The sequence below is a fragment of the Thermosphaera sp. genome (genome assembly GCF_059755995.1).
Map to the genome: position 1 here is coordinate 20,105 of NZ_DBOUKL010000029.1, position 21,119 is coordinate 41,223.

Consider the following 21,119-nt stretch of genomic DNA (forward strand, 5'->3'; position numbering starts at 1 on the left):
TGCGGGTGAATAGTATTAAATTTTAAAAACTATGCTTTGGTGAAAGCATAGCCGTATTCTTCGCTTACCTCTATTAAAGCCTCCTCTAAAATGTTTAAGGCTTCATCTAACTCTTCTTTTTTAATGACTAATGGCGGCCTGACCTTTATTACGTTCCTCATGGTTACTTCATCGCCAATAATATCTGGCATGTCAAGAGCGTAGAGTGCTCCCTTCTCAAACGCCTTCTTAACAACTTCTTCAGCCTCTTCTAAGGCAGGTTCCCTGGTAGTCCTGTTCTTAACCAGGTCTATCCCGAGATATAGTCCATAACCTCTCACATCACCGATAAGATCAAACCTCTCCTTCATATCAAGCAACCTCTTCAAAGCATAATCGCCCATAATCCTCGCTCTTTCAACAAGGTTTAACTTTTCAATAACAAGAAGATTTACAAGTGCCGCTGCATATGGGACCGGGTTACCACCGAATGTTGTATGCTCCTCAGGATAGCTTAAACCCTTGATTCCCTCCTTAGCAAGAGTTGCTCCCACAGGGAACCCGCCGCCCAGACCTTTAGTCAACGTCATCATGTCCGGTTTAACATTGTGAATATGTGCAACGCTCCAAGCTCCCACTCTTCCATTAGCTGTCTGCGCCTCGTCGAAGATAATGTAGAATCCGTATTTCCCGCCTAGTTCGATAATTCCCTTGAGAAATTCAGGCGGGGCTGGTACAACCCCTCCAGGCCCTTGAACTGGCTCTATAAGTAGGGCTCCGATAGAATTAACTCCTTTAGTAGCATACTTTATCGTTTTCTCAACAAAGCTTAAACACGGGTCTGCAGCACACTCAGGGTATTTCATCTTGAAGGGACACCTGTAGCAGTAGGGGTAGGGATATCTGACAAATTTTTCCTCCCCGAACAGCTTGTACCGGATTAAACCTGGAAGCGGGTGGGAAGCTGTTGTGAGCGCGAGGCTGTTTCCGTGATAGCTCCTCCAAGCTACGAGAAATGTATCTGCCCCTGGCTTGTTAATCATTGCCAGCTTCAATGCTACCTCTATGCTCCAGCCCCCGCCCTGCGTGTTCAACGCAACCCTTTCAAAACCATATATCTCCTTGAGTTTCAGCAAAAGTTTCAACCTTGGAATAGTTGGAAAACCATATCTTACATGGTTTAACACGCTGGCTTGAAAAGCTGCTGCATAAACCACATCAGGGTGAGAGTAGCCTACGTTAAGAGTCCAGGCTTGAGAAGTCATGTCAATTATCCTTCTCCCTTTCAAATCATAAACGATTGACCCGCCCGGCTCACCCTTGACAAGGACTGTTTCCTCGAGAGATGTTAAATTAACCTTCTTAGCCTCCTTGACTGTGATCTCGTCGATGGTTGTGAGAAGCTCTCTAATTTCTTCTTCAGATAGAACTGAGGGTTTAAGCTCCAACCAACCACCATTCAGAATTGTCTTCTGTAAGATAATTAAACATTTATAATGATAATTACTTTAGCTCAACCATCATCAAACAAGCAATAACCTTCTTCAAGAAAACGTTGAGCCATTCTTGAGGATGGAGGCTTGAAAGCTACTCGTCCCGCCTCCGTATTCACATCCTGACCATTACTGAGAAGTTTGAGTAGCTTGAAAATTGACAAGTACCCGACAAGCCTGCCTTTATCGAATATTAGGGCGCACTCAGCCTTCTTTTTAGACATTTGGCGTAGTAATTCTCTAATACTTTCGGAGGAATCAATTCGCACGGGACTCCTAGGTTTAACAAGCCTCTTCACTATTACTACTACTCTCCTCCCTACCCTATCCGAATCCACTATCACACCGTCTACGAAATATTTCCCGAGGCAAACCACTACTCTATTGCCTTTTCTAATGAATGGTTTAAGCGTAAAGTTCCTTATCTCGAGAGTTAGGTTTTTATCGGTTAAGCAAGCCGTTATTGTCGAGGATACTTTGAAAGAGCTTCCATCACTGGTTAACAACATCACGCTCAAACGGTCCCTCCTAGTAATGGTGCTGATGGCCTTACCTGTTGGAAGATAGCCTCCGAAGGGCCCTCTCTTAGACTCTACAAAACCCAGAATCCTCATCACTGATAAAGCGTTCCTAACGCTTCCAGGATGCACCCCTAATGTTTCCGCGATCTCCTCACTTTTAACAGCCCTGCCATAATCCTCGCTTAAGGAGATTAAACATTCAAGTATCTTTTGTTGAAACCTTGTCAAAAAACCCATCTCAACCACTAATTGATATTTAACAATTGAAACGTAAAAGCTTTTTACGATTATAAGGAATATTACTTCATGGTGTTCTCTTGCACGAGGATTTGAAAAAGAAAATAGTTGAGGTAATGAAGTATTTGGATGATAAAGGTCTTAACCACGGGAGATCGGGAAATGTCAGCGTCAGGATAGGAGCAGATCGTTTACTAATAACTCCTAGCGGGGTAGTTAAATCCGAAATGACCCCTGAGGACATTCTCCTAGTTTCAATGGATGGTGAAGTATTAGAAGGGGCTCGAGCTCCAACAGTGGAAATGCCAATGCATCTTGCAATATACCGTGAGTACCCCTACATAGGGGCTATCATACATGCCCACGGCCTGTACACGAGCGTGCTGGCAGTAGCAAGGGAGCCGCTACCCCCTGTTATAGAGGAAATGATCATGTACACTGGTGGAGAGGTCAGGGTCGCTGAATACGCTCCATTCGGAAGCGAAGAGCTTGCTGAAAACGTAGTGAAAGCGTTGAAAGAGAGAAGCGCGGCCATACTTGCTAACCACGGGGTAGTAGCTTGCGGGAGAAAACTAGAGGAGGCGGTCGAGGTTTTAACCGTGGTGGAGAGGGTTGCCCAGATCTACGTTCTAGCTAGGATTCTAGGAAAGGTGACAACTCTACCCGAGGAAATAGTGAAATTCCAGCAGGCATTATTCCAGAGGAGAATGGGTATTACAAAGTGATGCGCGCAATTGATAGGCCCGTTTTAAACTGAGCATGCAGTATTCAACTGTTTGAAAAATCTTTTGTTCGCCTTATACACGTTTATCATGAGCTTAAGCTTTTCATTGAACACTCTGATTAACGGTTCCCTAGGTTTAAACACTTTCTCGGGTTTAGCGATCTTCTTAACATATTCAAACTCTCCAAGACCCAGTGCTTTAACCCCTATTACAGCAGCTCCAATAGCCGAGGCTTCTCTCAAAGTACTCATCCTCCACACCTCTGCACCCGTGGCGTCAGCTATTAATTGGCATAGAGAATCCCATAAGGCCCCGCCTCCCACTGCATTTAAGACTCGAATCCTCTCGCCGAGCAGCTTCTCGAAATATATTTGAGCCCACTTAATGTTCAATGCAACACCCTCCATTATTGCCTCTAGTATTTGAAACCTTGAATCGCTCAAGCTTACATTGTATAGCACTCCTCTTACATAGGGGTCGTCTATCGGTACTCTTTCTCCAAACATCCATGGGAGGAATAGGATTTTGTTTGAAGCAGGGTCAACAGACCCGATGTTTCTATCTACTTCATCAAACACTTGTTTATCCGCTTTCCCATAGAGAAGAGTCACGATGTAGTCTAGGACTGAGCAACCACACTCCTGCTCAGCGATCAATAAATGCTTACCCGGGATCGCGCTGATTATCGTACCTATAGCGTGGAATATGTCGAGCCTTCTCCTCGGTAAGTGTGAAGCGAGCCAATCACTTGTCCCCAAGTATAAATGCGTCTCAAGATCGCCTATGCCTCCTGAACCTATGGCTGTGGCTGCAACATCCCCAGATCCAATAACTACTTTTACACTTTCAGATAACCCGAGCTCCCCGGCAACGTCAGGCTTCAATCCCCCCACTATCTCGGTTGGCGCTCTAATAGGAGGGAGTTTCTCCGACGATATTTTTAAATCCTTCAAAATCGTTACGCTCCAGTCCAGTTTACCTCTCCTCACATCTGCAAGCCAGGTCACATTAGCCTCGTCAGCGTTAATTGATGGCTTCCCGGTTAATTTCAAAGCAACGAACCCGTTATAGTTAAGAAACTTCCAAGTCTTCTCGTAAAGTTCGGGCATGTTCTTTCTAAACCAAACTATTTTAGAAATAGGGTCTTTCCCGGTTCTGCTCGGAGCCCCACCAGTTATCCTCAAGTATTTTATAAGCTTCAATAGATTGTAACCGCTTATTTTGAAAACGCCTGTGAAAAGCTCCCATGGTTCCCCAGCACCTCGCGTATCAAGCCATGTTAGAAAATTATGTAATGCTTCACCGTCTCTTGAAACAGGAACAACTCCCAGCATTTGCGCATCAATGCTTATCCCTTTCACTTCATCTCGGTTAATCTCCGCTTCCTCAAGCAAATTTTTAATGGATGAAACAATAGATTCCCAGATCTCATCAGGCGACTGCTCGGCCCAACCATTCCTGGGATATAACACTCTCAACGACTCTGTATGCCTCCCGATTACTAATGCTTTCTCAACATCTAATAGTATTGATTTTACAGAGCTTGTCCCAACATCAAGGGCTATTAAAAAAGGCATTTAAATCCTCTCATTAATAGTTTCGTAGATCTAAGATATAAGAATTTGTCATGAAAATTGCGAAAACTGGTAAAGAATTACATCGTTAAGTGATCTTTATCTTTATAGGGATGTTGTACTTTTCCTCCAGCTTTCTTAGCCGTTTCACCCTTCTATTATAGTTTTTCAACATAGACCTGCTAATGGCAACCACGATCATGTTGTCTTCGACCGAGACTTCAGCGTCAGGCAATATTTTCCTCACATTCTCTATGATGCTGTCGAGCAGGCTTGGCTTTCCTCTGAGTTTTTTAACTGGAACCACCACTGTTTGCTCGCCGAAAGTGTATATTTCATACTCTAGTTCACCCGTCAAGAAGTCCCTTACCTCGATCACGGGCCTAGAGAGCTCGGCTTCCTTAAGCCCTGTTGGAAGCTTAACCGTCATCCTCACATCGTACACCTTGTCTACTATGCCCTTTCTAATGAAAATCACCGTGTCAATGATAGACGGGATCATGCCCAGCTCTACCCTGCCTATGAACCGCTGGATCGCATCAATAGGACTGGTTGCGTGTACAACGCCGATCATGCCGATACCTGCTAGTCTTAAATCAGCGAAAAGCTTGAAATCCTCATCATACCTCATTTCGTCGAAAACCGTATAGTCGGGTCTGGAGAGCAGGAGAATATCGTGTAACTCCCCAAGATCCGCGTAGTTTTTACTATACTGTGTTATATTCGGGGGAAGGATCATGTCCCTGGGTGATTCAATAGTTTTCACAACCTTACCCTGCCTCATATAGTATTCTGCGAGGGCTTGAGCGAAAGTCGTCTTACCCATTCCAGGGGCTCCAGCAATCAGTATCCCCTCAGCCCTTTCTCCAAGCCTCTTCACAAGCTCCTCCGGCAGATTATATTCTTCAAGCCGGAGCTTCCTAACTGGTTTCACGGCAGTTATCTCCCATCCATCGCTGAGCGGGGGTCTCGTGATAACTATTCTGTACTCTCCTAGCTGAATAATCGTCGAACCAACCCTGTCTATTTCAATGAAAGCGTCACTCCTCCTTCTAGACTCCTCGATGATTTCATTAGCCATTCTCTCAATATCCTCCTTCCCTAACGGCTTATCCGACAGCACAGAGTAAGCCCACTCGCCCGGCCTCCCCTTCTTAGCCAACGGCTCAACGCCTTCTTTAAGGTGAACACTCATGGTGTCCTCGTCGAAAAACTTCTCGAACTCAAGCCTTGTTTTTTCCTTAGGAGCCACGTATAGCGTTTCCAACCCATAGGCTTGGGCAATTCTGTACTGGACTGGGTCGCCGGTTACAAGAATTGCGCCCAGGGTTCTCGCATGCTCTCTTATGTTGTAGTTAATATCAGCTATAACCTCCTCTTCCTTGAGCCCCATCCTAGGTTTATCCCCTATAAGCTCAATAGTTATCAAACCTTTCTCGTGAAGCATCCTGAGTCTCCGAATCTCCTCTAAACCAGTCATGCCAACCGCTCTTCCCTGGGCTGACAGCTGTTCGAAAACAGTGATCAAGCCCTTGTGAATTAGAACCCTGCCTGAGATCCTCCCTTCCTCGATCATTTTCGCCAAAATGCCCTGGACAATGCCTGAGTAATCAGGGATGTAAATTTTTTCCTCGCTAATTTTAAACGCCACCCTAAACACCGTGATTTCCATGAAATGTTAAGGTTTTGCGATGCTTTTTAAGTTATCTAATTCATAATGAAACCCAACGGTGATTAAACATGACGATAATAAAGAACGGATTTCTAGTTATCGCAATAATCATAACCGCATTCTTACTCATTAATTCCTTCAATATGCAGGAAACATTATCGGCGCCTTCAACCCCACTCATGAATCAAAGGGTTAAACCGATACCCTTAAATCTTCCGTGGTACCCGATAATGGTGTTTGGCGACAATAGGCCTACAAACACTTACGCAAACTACCCTCCGGAAGTGTTCTATACGGTTGTTAACGAGATGGATGCTGCCAACCTTATCGCGACAATAGGATTAGGCGACCACGTAGGCTACGGTTACGAATCACAGTATGCCGTATTTTATGATATAATGAATTCGACGCGTCTCGAAAACATTTGGCTACTCATGGGGAACCATGAAGTAGTATACCCGCAGGGATGGACATACTGGAGACAGTACATTGGCCCAGAGTACTATATTACAGACAGTATTCCGGGATGGAGGCTCGCACTGCTGAACACTGAAAGCTCCCTCGAATCCTGGAATAACCAGTTAAACCAGGCTGTCGCTGAACTCAACGGGAGAGTGCTGATATTATTCATGCATCGACCCGTATACCCCAATGTCAACCACAATCTACAATCAGACAAAAACGCTTCAATACATGAATGGGCTAATACTTACGGATGGCCTCCCCTGGTCGTCCAGGCTCACTGGCATGGCTGGGCATACTACAGGTTTAACAACACAGACTGGGTCATAGCAGGAAGCACTGGAGCACCCTTGTACAAAATCTCTGACTGCCAGTCGGAGGCTACTTGCGTTTCCGCATACCATTACATGTGGCTCATCCTCTATCCTAACCAAACATATTCCTTTAAACCAGTCTTGGCTACAAACGGGACTTTCAGCGTGAGAGTCCTTAACGAAACTGCCTATATTGCAACCAATAACAAGCTGGATGTCTATGGCAACCCTGTGGAAATCCCTGTTAGAGTCAAGTATACTATAGGCGGTACTGACGTTTACATCGTGGCAATGATACCGGCAAACACTACTATAGTATTCAACATAAACCCTGCTGAAAACTACTTAGTCCAAACCAATGCTACAGAGTTCTACGTCTACTTCACAAAAGAGGATGATTACAACGCCACCATCATTTTACCAGAAAACGAATTATCCTTGGCCAGCTACAATGTAACGGGAGAAATAGAACTCTATGAATCGGTCACGCTTACCTCTCCAACCCCGACTACGACGACCACAACAACTACAAAACCCTCGACAACGACGACCACAACTACCACGTCTACGACTACTACAACAACTACTTCGACTACAACAACCCAGACCACGGAGCCAGCCACAACTACGCCACCGACAACCACAACTACCACGGTTACCTCTACTGAGACCACTACTAACGCTACGTTTACCACGACGTCCTTGACAATTACAACGGAGACAATTATCTCTACTCCAACTCCTCAGGCCACAACCGCAGCTACCTTAACAACCCAGCCTAGTGTGGGCGGAGATATGATCCAAATTGCTATCGTGATGGGAATAGTCCTTGCAGGAGTAGGGGTAGGATTATTCACAATCTTGAAAAAGCGTTAAACCACTTTTTTACGAGCCTTCTCAAGGAACATGTCAACATATTCCCTAACGCTCGGGCCCTCAATGATTTTCAACTTAAACTCAACCTTGACAACGGGCTTCTCGATCTTTATCAATCTTGTTATATCTGATGGTGTGCCAAGAACTACAGCTTCTACAGGGGCTTTGTTAACTGTTTCCTCAAGCTCTCTTAACTGTTCAGGCCTGTACCCCGTGCTCGGGAGAACAGGGCCTATGTGTGGGTATTCTTCAAAGATTTTTCTGAAGAAGTTGGTTGCGAAAGGCCTTGGATCAACAGGCTCCGCACCGTATTTCAAGGCGGCAACATACCCAGCAGCGTATCTTGCTCCGCCATGGGTTACTGTTGGAGAATCCTCTATCACCAATACCTTTCTTCCCGAGATTAACTCAGGCTTGTCAACAATGACCTCGCTTTCCGCAACACTGATCACAGCGTCTAGGTTCCTGGTCTTAATGTTTTCCTTTATCTTTAATATTGCCCCGGGTTTCGCCTGATCGGCCTTGTTAATAATGACAGCGTCAGCGATCCTGAGGTTTATCTCACCAGGGAATGCTGAAACTTCTATTCCAGGCCTCATAGCATCAGCTACTGTAACCATGAAGTCCGGCTTGTAAAACGGCCAGTCGTTATTGCCGCCGTCCCATAAGATTATATCGTTCTCCCTTTCCATTTCCCTTAATATTCTCCCATAGTCCACGCCGGCGTAAACAGGGAAGCCTATTCTCAAGTAGTGCTCATACTCTTCTCTCTCCTCTATTGTAGCCTCATACTTATCTAGGTCGCTGAAACTGTGGAATATTTGAACAGCTGATTTCTCAAGGTCGCCATACGGCATTGGATGCCTTACAATACCGACTCTTAAGCCTCTTCTCCTCATCTCCAAGGCGAATTCTCTTGAAACCATGCTTTTGCCAGCCCCTGTCTTAACCCCTGTAACAGCTAGAACCGGCTTAACGCTTTCAAGCATGGTGTCCATAGGGCCGAGTATTTTGAAGGTTAGCCCAGCAGCCGCAACTCTTGAAACCACTTGCCCCAGCTCTTCATACGTTAGGTCGCTGTAGGAGAGAACTGCTTCCTCAACTCCATAGGTTTTCACAATATCTTCTAAATAATCCATGCTTAGAATAGGTATTCCGTCAGGGTAAAGACTGCCTGCCAAGCTAGGCGGGTACCTTCTCCCACTTATCCCCGGTATTTGCGTCTGGAGAAAAGCCACTACCCGGTAATCGGGATTGTTCCTGTAGAACATGTTGAAGTTGTGGAAGTCTCTTCCGCTAGCGCCCAATATTACCACTTTCCTCGGCATGACTTATCACCGAATATTCATATGTAGGAGCCTTGTAAATATATATTTTTGGCATTAAGAATGCAAGGATTTAATTATGGAAAAAACTAGTATTCGAACTGTTTCAACTTATTCATGACGTTCTCGAGGCGTTTTAGCAGTATCTTTCTCTCAATGCTTGCGACCAGCCTTCTTGTCGATATCACTGCATCTGGGTTAACGCTCATGCTATCAATGCCGGCTTCAACGAGGAACTCGACTATTTCAGGGTAGACGCTTGGAGCTTGTCCGCAAATGCTGACGGTGGCGCCCTTGCTGTGAGCTTTCTCGATAATCATTCTTATTGCTTCTAATACGGCAGGATCTCTCTCGTCGAAGTATCCCATCTCGGCTAAGATGTTGCTGTCTCTGTCAGCGCCGAGCACTAGCTGGGTTAGGTCATTGCTTCCAATGCTGAACCCGTCCACATACTCGGCGAATTTATCAGCTAGTAATGCTATGCTTGGAACCTCGGCCATGGCCCATACTTTGAAGTCCTTGCTTCTCTTTAACCCTTCCTCCTCCATTATCGCTATAGCTCTCTCCAGCTCCCACGTTGTTCTCACGAATGGGAACATTACCCAGACATTTGTTAATCCGAACTCCTCTCTTACTTTCTTAATAGCCCTTACCTCTAGTCTGAACGCAGGCTCGTATTTCGGATGAATATATCTGCTGACTCCTCTCCAACCAATCATTGGGTTTCTCTCCTCAGGCTCGTACTTCTCTCCACCCTTTAGACCCTTGTATTCATTGGTCTTGAAGTCGCTGAACCTTACAACTATTGGTCTTGGATAGATAACTTGAGCTACCTTGGCAATGCCCTCGGCAAGCTTGTTGACAAACTCCTCAGGCTTCCCGATTTCTATCAAGTATAATGGATGGTACTGAACCCAGTCAGTTATTATGAACTCAATCCTCATTAATCCGATACCGTCGAATGGAAGATCCTTGTATTTCTCGATCGCGTCAGGCTCTCCAAGATTCATGTATATCTTCGTCGCAGTCACAGGATACAGCGGTAATAGCTGCTCGGGACTTATGCCCACTGCAGCGACGCCAACCGCTTGCGGAGCTGCCTCAGCCTTCGGCTTCACGAGTTCTTCAACAATTCCCTCGTAGATCACTCCTCTTCCACCGTCCACTGTTACATCAATACCGCTTGGCACTACCTGAGTAGCGTTTCCTGTGCCAACGATACATGGAATGCCGAGCTCCCTGCTAACGATGGCAGCGTGACTTGTCATTCCACCCTCGTCGGTAACTATTGCAGCAGCCTTTTTCATCAATGGAACCCAGTCTGGATCCGTCATCTTAGTAACGAGGACTTCTCCCTCCTTGAACTCCATTGCCTCCTTGCTCTTCGGGTCAAATATCACCTTAGCGGTGCCTGCGCCAACACCAGGACTAGCCGGCAACCCCCTGATCAGAATCTTCGCCTCGGCCATTTTCACAGTCTTCCCCTTAACCTCTACGCGCTTCTCTTCCTTAGCCTTCTTCAAGCTCCACACGGTTTCAGGTCTCGCCTGCACAATGAACACGTTGTGCGGGAAAGGAAGATCGCTATCCACCGCCCATTCAATATCCATGTGCTTACCATAGTGTTTTTGAATAACCTTGGCGAGCTCCGCAAGCTTCAACACTTCCTCCTTCGATAGAGAGGGCTTGTCGGGGTGAGCTATCTTCGCCAGTGGGGCGGTAGTTTCTCCTTCTTCTGAGACCCATTTACCCAGCTTCTCATCCCATCTTAAATGCACGTTCTTACCTTTTTCGGGATCGAATGTAATCATGAAGATCTTCTTGTTTATCTTCTCCTCCACAATGTTCATGGACTCCTTGTCAACAACCCATTCGTCAGGTGTTACTTTCCCACCTACGACTGATTCTCCAAGGCCCCAAGAACTTTCAATAACAGCTACCTTCTCGTCTCCTGTAACAGGGTGAAGTGTGAACATTACTCCAGCTGCGCGACTGTTAACCATTTTCTGCACTGTAACGCTCATCAGAGTTCTCTCGTGCGGTATGCCCTGGGCTACACGATAGAATGTTGCTCTAGCCGTGAATAAGCTGGCCCAGCATCTTTTAACACGGTAAACAACCTCGTCCTCGCCGTACACGTTTAAGTAGGTGTCCTGCTGTCCTGCGAAACTCGCCTCCGGCATGTCCTCAGCTGTCGCACTGCTTCTAACAGCGACTCTTACCGCTTCAACAGGCATGTTGAGCCTCTTAGCAAGCTCGCGGTGGAACTTTTTAATCTCGGACTCCACCTCGGGAGGCATTGGCTGGTTCATAATCATTTCTCTAATCGCGGCCGTAGTGTCCTCCAACGCCTTAGTGTTGTTAACATCAAGTTGTCTGAGCATTGAGTAAATCTTCTCTGCCAACCCTGTTTTGTCTAAGAAGTATTTGAAAGCGTAAGCCGTTACCGCGTACCCTGGTGGTACCGGAATGCCGGCAGCGAGCATTTCACCGAGGTTTGCGTTTTTCCCGCCTACCAGTGGAACATCTTCCTTTCTAACCTCATCTAACCACAGAACGAATCTGGTTGATTTATCACTCATGGAATACCATCTCCTATGTTTCAATTGAGAGAATACTGTTTAGGATTAATAAAAGTTTTGTACGTAGTAAACATATGCATCAATATTTTTGAAACACTTAAGAAGGATTGCTCTATCTCTTCCTTAGCCTTTCTCTTGTGGAAACATAGTAATACCATGCTTTCCTTTTCAACTTATCAATGCTTTCCGCATGCTGCTCTGCTAGTTTCTTTGAAGGCTCGATGAGTTTCCTAACATCTTTCCCTGCAAGCTCCTGGAGGCCTGTAACCAGCAGTGCCTCCTCCCTAATTCTTTTCTCAAGCTCTCGTCTGAACAAATTAATGTTCTGAGAGTAGAACTTAGTGGTGTAGACCCCTTTTACGAATTCTTCATGCTTAATGATTTCTCTCACCAGGGGAATATTGGTTAACAATCCATCTATGATAAATTCCTTCAACCCCCTCTCCAATCGGAGAAGAGCTGTTCTCCTATCAGGCCCCCATACAATTAGCTTGGCAATCATAGGGTCGAACTCCGCGGAGACCTTGGATCCGGTCTCAATGGATGAGTCAACCCTGACGCCTGGTCCCGAGGGCTCCCTGTAATACTTGACCACGCCTGTTGATGGCTCCTCTTGGAGAGGGTTTTCAGCGTAAATTCTAGCTTCAATAGCGTGCCCCCGCATTGAAATACTGGATTGCTTCAAATCTAGAACCTTGTACATCGTTATCTCTATCTGCTTCAAAACTATGTCTAAACCAGTAATCATCTCAGTCACAGGATGTTCAACCTGCAGTCTCGCATTAACCTCCATAAAATAGTGTTTCCTAGAACCCACGTCGAACAACATTTCAACGGTTCCAGCATTGCTGTATCTTATAGCGGTAGCAAGCTCCACCGCGTGCTGAGTTATCAAGTCTCTTTCAGCGCTGTTTAAAAACGGGCTTGGAGCTTCTTCAACGATTTTCTGGAAGCGTCTTTGAACACTGCATTCTCTTTCGAATAAGTGAACAATATTCTCTCCATCGCCCAGGATTTGAACCTCTATATGCTTCACATTCTCGATGAATGGTTCAACATAGATCCTAGGATCTTTAAAAGCCTTCTCGGCTTCTTTCGAAGCAATCTCAATGTTCTTTCCCACGTCGTCATTCTCCCTCAATAATCTAATCCCCTTCCCTCCCCCGCCGCCAACAGCCTTTATGAGTATTGGAAACCCGTGTTCTCTCGCGAATTCTAAAACGTCTTTTTCATCCTTCACAATCATCCATGGAAGAGTAGGTATTCCAAGCTTGCTTGCAACCTCTTTAGCCTTGAGCTTGTCGCCTGAAAGCTCCATCGCTGAGGGAGATGGCCCGATGAAGGCTATGTTCCTCCTCGCCACCTCCCTGGCGAACTCAGGGTTTTCGCTTAAGAAACCGTAGCCAGGGTGGACGGCGTCAGCCCCTAACTCCTGAGCTGCTTCAACAATTTCCTCAATGTCGAGATAGCTTGAAACCTCTCTATCCTCCTTTAAGTATTTTCTATGAAGAGACTGCTCATCCTCCTTAGTGTACACTCCTATTGGGACAAAACCGTTTTCCAAAGCAGTCCTAGCAATTCTAATAGCGATCTCTCCCCTGTTCGCTATAAATATTCTAAACGACATTTCCAGCACCTATTCTAAAGGTACGCAATCCTTATTGAATCCACCTTACCTAGTTCATTAAGATAAGAAAATGGATTCTTCTTTTTAATGTTTTTGATGAAAAGGAGCTCTTCAAGCGTGATAGGTTTCACCCTGTAAATAATTAACCCGGCAGTATAGGCTTCAATCCCGTGGGCAATGCCTCTTGAAGTGAACGATCCCACCATGGTTTCTAAATCAGTCAAGCTTGGGAAGGGGTGTTCCTCCGGATGTGTGTGCACGGTTAAAACAGTATTTACCCATGGAATTCTCACCTTCTCAACATCTCCCTCCAGCAGGAACCCTACTCCTTTCGGAGTAACGCCCATGAAGTATTCAAGCCTGTTTTCAATAGTCAAGGAGAGCTTGCTTCTAATTACCGGTCTCAACCCCTCCGCGTAAAGTTTAACTATGTCCATGTAAAGCTCTTTGAAACTTCTATTAACAGGTGAAATCCGGACGTTAAGTTCATAAATACTAGAATAATGGTTTACGGAATTGTCGACTTCGCCAGCACAGTTCACGGGATTTATCAGTAATGTTTCATTCAAGGGTTCGACATAAACGTTCTCGCACTCTGCATCCTCGATAAAATCTTCCACGAACAAGATTGAACGATATAGGAGGCCTATCCTTCTCGTGTACTTGTTGCTTATTTCCTCAATATACTTCAATACAAAAACCTCTTTGGAATAAAAATTTTACTTGAAAAATTCAACCAGTTTAACGTAGACCCTTAAAGCGTTATACAAGCTCTCTAAGGTAACGTACTCGTTAGCCTTGTGAGCCGTGTTTACTTCTCCGGGACCATATGCTACAGCCGGTATTCCCTTGGCCAAGTAGTATTTTAAGTCTAAACCTCCAACGCAAATTGTTCGAGATGGTTCAACGCCTAGGGTCTCCTTTACCGCTTGAGCCAGAGTATTGACATATGGATGATTCTCTTCAACGTAAACAGGGTTGGAGTGCTCGACAATCTCAACCTCGCTATCCACTCCTAATTCTTTGGAGGCTGATTCAATGAAACCTTTGATCTCCTCAATGACCTGATCAGCTCTCTCCTCAACAATCAACCTTCTATCAATGCTGAATCCTACTTGACCCGGGACAATGTTGATAGAGCCAGGGGCTTCCAGCTTTCCACCCAAGGTAATAGTCGGGGATGACGCCCGGGGATCCTCATATTTAAAGGAGCTTTTCTTAGCCTCCAGCACCGGCTTGTACTTTCTCACGATATAGTCTGCGAGAACAATCATTTTCTCGAAAGCGTTTTCACCAAGCCACGGGGTTGAACCGTGTGCTTGTTTCCCGCGAACCCTAATCATCGCCCAAACATTACCCCTATGTCCAATGTAGATGTTTCCAGGGCCTGAGGGCTCAGCTATCACTGCGAAATCAGGCCTGCTTCCAAGCTCGTTAACCAAGTAACCTGTGCCTGTCGCCCCTCCAATCTCCTCGTCCGGCACGACAGCTCCTTCAACTATGATATCCGGTTCTTTACTGATGGTGGCGAAATATATCATAGTTGCAAGGAAGGCTGCTATACCAGCCTTCATGTCCGTTGTTCCACGCCCATAAACCTTACCATCCGTGACCACGGGGTTGAACGGGTCTGCCAACCAGCCTCCTCCAGCCGCTACTACATCGTAGTGTCCATTGAACTGTAAAACCTTTTCACCGCTCCCTATGCGAGCGATCAGAATGTATCTAGGTTTTTCAGGGTTGAACTGCCTAGATAGTACTTTTTCACAATATTCTCTCGGTACTCGATGAATCGTTGTGTGGATCCCGTATTTCGATAATTCATCAGCATAGTAGTTAACTATCTCCTCGTACGAGTCTCCTAGGATGGTAGGGTATTTCACACTGTTAATCAATATTCTCTGAGAAATCTCAAATGCATGCTTTAGAGCAGTATCCATTTAAAACACCATAGCAATTTAAAGATGTAAGGTGTTTAAATAAAAAAACTAAATCTTCTCCAGCAAAATGATTTGGACAGGGCACGCGTTAGCCGCGTCCTGGGCGCAGGTAGCTAATTCCTCAGGGATAACTCCAACAGCTATGTTGCCGCCCTCCCTGTACTTCTCAACAATTTGAGATTTGTTATCGTCAGGATTCATCTCAAACACGTCTGGACATATTGACACGCACACCATGTCTGAGATACAGTTTTCACGAGGCTCTATCTTCACCCTGTATTGGACCATGTTTTCACCACAATTTAGAATGATTTCAAGGTAAAATAAAAACGTAACGTTGACAGAAGTATAGTTTTAAGTGATTTCAGCTATGCGGGACTTAATCACTGATCATCTTTATCCCAGGGTTCTTCATCACCGATTACTTAATTTATTTCTAACCAATACTTAATTCTTTCAAGGTGGGTGTTAATGAACAGGGATGTAGTGCTTATCGTGCTTGGAAGTATTGCAGGAGGCTTGCTCAAAATAATTGGAGGCTTGTTCTTCGGTAGCAACACCTTATTCGTTGATGCTTTAACAAGTTTCGCGAATCTCCTAGCGCTCTTCGTTGTGCTATACTTTAAGCGTGCAACCATGATGCCGGCAGACTCAGACCACCATTTCGGGCATGAACGATTCGAGTATGTAGGAGTGTTGGTGACAATGCTTGCGTATTCTTTCGCAGCAGGAGTGTCGGTAGCCAGGCTATCCTCCCTTAGAGATTACAGTGTAGGGATAGAGGCTTTCTACCTGGCTGTGGCATCAATCATAGCCTACCTGCCCCCTGTACTGCTTTCGAGAAAAATGTCTTCATCGCTACGAGTGTACGGTGAGTTCACCGCGAGCGAGTTCATTGAATCAAGTGTCGGGATTGTTGCAACCATCGGAGGTGCTCTCTACTCATACCTAATCGATTTCTCAGGAGCCTTGTTGCTCACCGGGTTCATATTTTACGAACTATTAAACAACGGTAAAGGTCTCGTGGAAATAATGGTTGACACAGCACCTCCTTTGAACATATATGAGGAGGTTGTGAAGGAAGCTGAAGACCTCGGGTTGAAGATAGAGGCTATTAGGCTTAGAAGGCTTTCTCACACAAAATTCCACGGTGACATCCTTGTTAAAGGAGGTAAGGATATGGTGGAGAAGGTTTCAAAACTTAAGAAAACCTTAAAAACACAGTACGGAGTAGACGTTTGCGTGGAAATGAAGGAATAGTTACTCCATAAAAAACTGGACGTAATACTGGTAAACACCCTTAGCTATCATTTCCACCGCAACTCCTGCGATAATGAGCGCCATGAACCTGCCTATGGCCCTAACTGTTGAGACTTTCAGGTAGGCGACCAGCTTGTCGCTAACCATGAGTATCGCAAAAGTCACCGTGCATGCAACAATGCCTGAAATGAACACCATCATAATGTTGAAGAATGATGGATCGCTTGAAGTGAGCAGGAGCACTGTTGTTATTGTACCGGGGCCTATAATGAGAGGAGTTGCGATAGGGACAACTGCTATATCGCCTGGGTTAACCTGCTTCGTCCTAGGCATTTCTCCAAGCATGTCCAGGGCTATTGTTAACAGTATGATACCTCCTCCCACTCTTAAGCCGGGTATTGAAACATCAAAAGCGTCGAGAAGGTACTTGCCTACTAAGGTAAACGTTACCAGGATGAACAGCCCTGCTAGATAAGCCTTCCTGACAATGCCCACTCTATCACGGTGAGACAATCCTTCCGTTAGCGAGATAAAGCTTGGTATTGCTGAGAAAGGATTCATTATAGCTAGTAGCTGGGTGAAGTATGATATGAATATTATCAAGGGATCAGGCATTTATCCCCTACCTCCCCAGTTCTCCAACATATATACCTGTCCCAGGCTTTCCAACAACCTCTCCCCTCTCAATAATCAACTCGCCGTGAACCATGACATGGTATGGGTGACCATAAAAGCTTAAACCCTCCCAAGGCGTCCAGTCAACCTTGTGATGATGTGTTTTCCAAGAGATAAGCCTCGGCTCCCTAGTGTTTAAGACGACGATGTCGGCGAGACTTCCGACCGAGATTTCACCGAGGAGAGGGTAAAGCCCTAGCAGCTTAGCCGGGTTTCTGGCGAAGACGCTGATGTAGGTTTGCAGGCTTATCTTGTTCTTCAAAACCCCATGTGTGAACAAGAAGGGCCCCATTATTTCTAAATTAGGGATTCCTCCCCAGGCAGACCAAACGTCTCTCTCTTTAAGACTCCTGGGGGAGGGTGCGTTATCACTTGCGTATACTTCCACAATACCTTTCTCAAGCGCGCTCCACAAAGCCTCACGATCAATACTCGTCTTGAGCGTGGGCGCCATTTTGAGAAATGTACCATGCACCTTACTATCCTCCCTTGTGAAAAACAAGTAGTGCGGGCAAGTCTCGGCCGTTATTTTAAGATTCCTGCTTTTCAGGAAAGCCAACGCTTCCACTCCTTCTTTACTCGATAAGTGTGCTATGTGAAGACGAGCCCCTGTCTCCAACGAGTAATACCCGAGCTTAAAGATTGCTGCCGCCTCAGCCCCGGGGCTCCTGCTTGAATGATAAGACAACACATCATTCATCACCCTGTACTTGCTCTCGAGCAATTCGAGAAGCCCCTCATCCTCAGCATGCGCTATTACCACTACATCTTTCTCTGCTGCCTTTTCAAAAATCCTGGCCAATCCTTTCTCAGATGCTTGGAAAGGCCTGCATGTAAAAATTTTGAACGTTTTAACACCGAGTCTCACCAATTCTTCAATAGCACCGTAGTTCTGCTCGTTGAGGAATCCACCGGTCAACCCGAAGTTAACGTAGGAATCCCTTCTCGCTGCCTGGATTTTCTCTAGGGCAACCTGGGGTTTATCAACAAATACTCTTAGAGGCATATCAATCAGGGTGGTGATCCCCCCGTAGGCGGCCGCAAGGCTACCTGAACGCCAATCCTCGTGCTCAGGGTTCTCCGGGTCGTAAACATGTGCGTGAACATCTATTCCTCCAGGCACAGCGGTTAATCCACTCCCCTCTACGACTTCATCCGCTTCAAAAGTCTTTTTAGAAATAGCTTTGATAACACCGTCCTCCACGAGAATGGAGCCCTCTACCAACTCGTTGCCGACAGGGATTTTAATATTTCTCAGAAGAATCGTTCGCATTTAAACAATCCCCCTTTCAGATTAAAATTAATGAGGAGTAGGATTTTAAAGAGTCTTGGAAACAAACATTCTCGTTATTGATAACAAGTACTCCTTAAGCTGCCTAGGCAACTTCTCATAAACCTGTGAGAGAAATCCAACAACTATCAACCTCGTAGCCTCCTCCTCGCTCAATCCCCTCGTCATCAGATAGAAAACCTCGTCGCTCTTTATCTTGCCAAGGCTTGCCTCATGAGTTAATTCAGAATCCATTGAAGCAGATTTCAACGAAGGCGTTGTTTCAAACACTGCGTCACCCAGTAGTAAACCAGTGCACTCAACATGCCCTTTTGTCTCCCCAGATAATGCTTCCAACACAATGTCGTGCTTCATGAATGATTGATCATGAGCAACGCTCCTCACGTTAACTATCGCAGAGGAACCGCTTCCTCTCAACCTCACACGAGTATTGTGGAGCACGCGGGATTTCCTATGCCCTATGGTTGAAGAATAGATCTCAACCCTTGATTTCTCGTAAGCGTCAACCTCGCTAGTCAGTGTTATCGAGTCTACAGGTGTAAGCTTAACATAATACTCCCTGAAAACTGATCCCCGCCCAACCTTAACACTAGTCTTCGCCCCTACTTTTACTTTAGACCTCCAGTTGTGAACCATTATACTGGTTACGTCACAATCCCTGCCGATATCTATCAGCGTCAGAGCCGAGTGCGCTCCCTCCTCGGGAATCGCCGCGCATCCCTTAGCTAAGGTAACCTGAGCACCATCCTCTATTTGAATAATATTCAAAATTTTCTGATAGAACCCAGGGGATTCCAATATGAAACAATAGTAAAGCGGGGCCTCCAGCTTTAACCCGGATGGAACACTGACAAAAAGCCCTGTTAACCCATGCTGCTCAAGCACGTCCTTCTTCAACCCATTCTTCTTCAAAATGACAGCGATCTTCTCCGCATATTCCTTGTTATTAAAAGCTGCCCTAACATCCTCGAATACAATACCCTTGCCTGAAAGAGTCTTAATATACGACCTCATGAATAGCTTTTCGTTTAACACAATACTGGATACTTCCGAAGGAAAAGGCAATCCCGTCTTAGCTATAACCTTATCCATGTTTTCCGTGTTAGGCAAACCGATCCTCCTTAAATAATATTTTAAAAACAGGTCAGGTTAATCTACGTATATCGCCGGCTTTAAAGGCTGGGCTTTCTCGCTCCGTGGAATCCCCCTCGCCCTTGCCTCATCTTCCCAGAGTATTTCGATTTTCAACCCGGTTTTCTTCTCGAGAAACTTCACAGAGTATTCCAATACCTCATACTCTTTTTTACTAGATGTCTTAAACACTTCTTCGCTTGGATTCTTGTTGAACATCTGAACTACTTCAACAATCTCCAGTTCCCGACCCCTTAAGTTATACTTGCTCTTCAACTCCTCAATGATGGTTTTGATTCCTTTTTTCTCACGATATAGCCTCAGCGCCTCCCTCTTCCACTCGGGAGCCACAATGAACACTGCCCTGGACGCGGGCTTCTTCAAAACTTCCAGGATCTTCCTAACATCCTCTACCAGTGAGAAGAGAGAGTCCACAAGTATCTCGGACTCCTCATCTTCCGGATACTTGTCACTTCTTGGCCATTCAGATGTGCTGAGGAATTCGCTACCTCCTAACAGTTCATTCAACTCCTCCGTTAAGTGAGGGATTACAGGGTTTAGCATTATCAACCAATCTTTTGACACGTATTTCACTGCTTTCAAATAATCCTCTCCAACAAGATCCCTGTATTGCTCGAGAAGGTTCATTACTTGGTAGAAGGTAGTCTGAACATAATCCCTTATTTCCAAAGCTTCCATTGATTTCTTCGCATCCGAGATTATCCTTCTGAACTTGCTTGCAAACCATCTCCCATAGTAGTCGCTGGGCAACTCTCCATTGACGTTTCTTGATTGCATCATGATGTTGGTGAACCTGTAGAGCCCGTCTAAAACCAGCTCTATCTCCTTCTCCCTCCAGTCCAAGACGCTCTCAAGGCTGGCGGCGCTCGCGATGTAGAATCTGAACAGGTCTGCTGAGTATATTTTCGCAATGTCTCTTAACGGTATCACATTCCCCTTACTCTTAGACATCTTGGCGCCTTCCCTTATCACGGTCTCGTTCAAAGAAATTATGCGCGGCCACTTGTCCTCAGGAAATATTGCGGTGTGGTGGAAGAGGTAGAAGGTTAAGTGATTGCTTATGTGGGGTATACCCGTATGCCTGTGATCAACCGGGTACCAATAGTTAAACTCGTTCCTCATCTCATCCACGACCTTAACAGGGATGCCTGTCTTCTCACTTACCTCCACGGCACTTCCCTCTCCAAGAAAGACATAGTTGAATAATTCAGGGGTCAACTTCTCAGGCGGGATGTTGTACTCTCTTATTTTGTGGACAATAGTGTAGAATGCCATGTAAATAGTGGAGTCGCTGAGACTTTCAATAATCCACTCTGGCTCCCATGGCAGTTTCGTGCCAAGCCCTCTCTTTCTTGCACAAGGTCTTTTTTCAACCCATTCCAGAACATCCTGGAAAGCTTTCTTATACTTGGAC

General features: G+C 45.5%; 17 protein-coding genes. 3 read left to right on the top strand and 14 right to left on the bottom strand.

The features are described 5' to 3' along the window. Window positions 1-29 precede the first annotated feature (29 nt). On the bottom strand, window positions 30-1,427 hold the full coding sequence (locus AC3OH0_RS03375; protein WP_193435787.1) for an aspartate aminotransferase family protein: 1,398 nt from the start codon (window positions 1,425-1,427) through the stop codon (window positions 30-32). 65 nt (window positions 1,428-1,492) lie between these two features. Then, complete coding sequence (locus tag AC3OH0_RS03380; RefSeq protein ID WP_227410957.1) at window positions 1,493-2,230, bottom strand: Rrf2 family transcriptional regulator; 738 nt, start codon at window positions 2,228-2,230, stop codon at window positions 1,493-1,495. A gap of 80 nt (window positions 2,231-2,310) precedes the next feature. Here AC3OH0_RS03380 and AC3OH0_RS03385 point away from each other — a divergent pair, with 80 nt between their 5' ends. Next, window positions 2,311-2,955 carry a class II aldolase/adducin family protein gene (locus AC3OH0_RS03385; protein WP_227410828.1) on the top strand — a complete coding sequence of 215 codons (645 nt, stop codon included), beginning with the start codon at window positions 2,311-2,313 and terminating at the stop codon, window positions 2,953-2,955. 23 nt (window positions 2,956-2,978) lie between these two features. Here AC3OH0_RS03385 and AC3OH0_RS03390 read toward each other — a convergent pair whose 3' ends face one another. Together AC3OH0_RS03390 and AC3OH0_RS03395 are read right to left on the bottom strand one after the other, a co-directional pair. Next, entirely contained in the window at window positions 2,979-4,532 is a 1,554-nt protein-coding gene (locus AC3OH0_RS03390; RefSeq protein WP_193435785.1) for a xylulokinase, read from the bottom strand. Window positions 4,533-4,617: 85 nt separating this feature from the next. Beyond that, the gene (locus tag AC3OH0_RS03395; RefSeq protein WP_193435784.1) at window positions 4,618-6,201 is read right to left on the bottom strand and encodes a PINc/VapC family ATPase; all 1,584 of its coding nucleotides are present in this window, start codon (window positions 6,199-6,201) and stop codon (window positions 4,618-4,620) included. Between the two features lie 68 nt (window positions 6,202-6,269). Between AC3OH0_RS03395 and AC3OH0_RS03400 the strand changes: the two genes are divergently transcribed. Then, window positions 6,270-7,853 carry a metallophosphoesterase family protein gene (locus AC3OH0_RS03400; protein WP_498344773.1) on the top strand — a complete coding sequence of 528 codons (1,584 nt, stop codon included), beginning with the start codon at window positions 6,270-6,272 and terminating at the stop codon, window positions 7,851-7,853. Here AC3OH0_RS03400 and AC3OH0_RS03405 read toward each other — a convergent pair. From AC3OH0_RS03405 to AC3OH0_RS03430, 6 genes are all read right to left on the bottom strand, one after another. Next, complete coding sequence (locus AC3OH0_RS03405; RefSeq protein ID WP_193435782.1) at window positions 7,850-9,181, bottom strand: cyclic 2,3-diphosphoglycerate synthase; 1,332 nt, start codon at window positions 9,179-9,181, stop codon at window positions 7,850-7,852. The genes AC3OH0_RS03400 and AC3OH0_RS03405 overlap by 4 nt on opposite strands. Window positions 9,182-9,267: 86 nt before the next feature. After that, window positions 9,268-11,760, bottom strand: a complete 2,493-nt coding sequence (ppsA, locus tag AC3OH0_RS03410) for a phosphoenolpyruvate synthase (RefSeq protein WP_193435781.1) — start codon at window positions 11,758-11,760, stop codon at window positions 9,268-9,270. A gap of 112 nt (window positions 11,761-11,872) precedes the next feature. Continuing rightward, window positions 11,873-13,387, bottom strand: coding sequence for an acetyl-CoA carboxylase biotin carboxylase subunit (locus AC3OH0_RS03415; protein ID WP_193435780.1), 1,515 nt, complete (start codon window positions 13,385-13,387; stop codon window positions 11,873-11,875). Between the two features lie 14 nt (window positions 13,388-13,401). Then, on the bottom strand, window positions 13,402-14,079 hold the full coding sequence (locus AC3OH0_RS03420; protein WP_193435779.1) for a hypothetical protein: 678 nt from the start codon (window positions 14,077-14,079) through the stop codon (window positions 13,402-13,404). A gap of 27 nt (window positions 14,080-14,106) precedes the next feature. Continuing rightward, window positions 14,107-15,327, bottom strand: coding sequence for a M20 family metallopeptidase (locus AC3OH0_RS03425; RefSeq protein WP_193435778.1), 1,221 nt, complete (start codon window positions 15,325-15,327; stop codon window positions 14,107-14,109). Between the two features lie 48 nt (window positions 15,328-15,375). Next, window positions 15,376-15,615 (bottom strand): ferredoxin, encoded by a 240-nt coding sequence (locus tag AC3OH0_RS03430; protein WP_193435777.1) that lies wholly within the window; start codon window positions 15,613-15,615, stop codon window positions 15,376-15,378. 183 nt (window positions 15,616-15,798) lie between these two features. On the opposite strand from AC3OH0_RS03430, the gene AC3OH0_RS03435 reads away from it, so the two are divergent. Next, window positions 15,799-16,587 (top strand): cation diffusion facilitator family transporter, encoded by a 789-nt coding sequence (locus AC3OH0_RS03435; RefSeq protein ID WP_193435776.1) that lies wholly within the window; start codon window positions 15,799-15,801, stop codon window positions 16,585-16,587. Here the strand turns inward: AC3OH0_RS03435 and AC3OH0_RS03440 are convergent, their stop codons facing one another. From AC3OH0_RS03440 to AC3OH0_RS03455, 4 genes are all read right to left on the bottom strand, one after another. Continuing rightward, window positions 16,588-17,202 (bottom strand): MarC family protein, encoded by a 615-nt coding sequence (locus tag AC3OH0_RS03440; protein WP_193435775.1) that lies wholly within the window; start codon window positions 17,200-17,202, stop codon window positions 16,588-16,590. Between the two features lie 7 nt (window positions 17,203-17,209). Then, window positions 17,210-18,535: a dihydroorotase gene (locus tag AC3OH0_RS03445; RefSeq protein ID WP_498344774.1), complete on the bottom strand. Its 1,326-nt coding sequence runs from the start codon at window positions 18,533-18,535 to the stop codon at window positions 17,210-17,212. 45 nt (window positions 18,536-18,580) lie between these two features. After that, a complete protein-coding gene (locus AC3OH0_RS03450; protein WP_498344775.1) occupies window positions 18,581-19,663 on the bottom strand; it encodes a SufD family Fe-S cluster assembly protein in 1,083 nt (360 codons plus the stop codon). A 39-nt stretch (window positions 19,664-19,702) separates the two neighbouring features. Continuing rightward, a partial coding sequence (locus AC3OH0_RS03455; protein WP_498344776.1) for a class I tRNA ligase family protein occupies window positions 19,703-21,119 on the bottom strand: 1,417 nt, incomplete at its 5' end.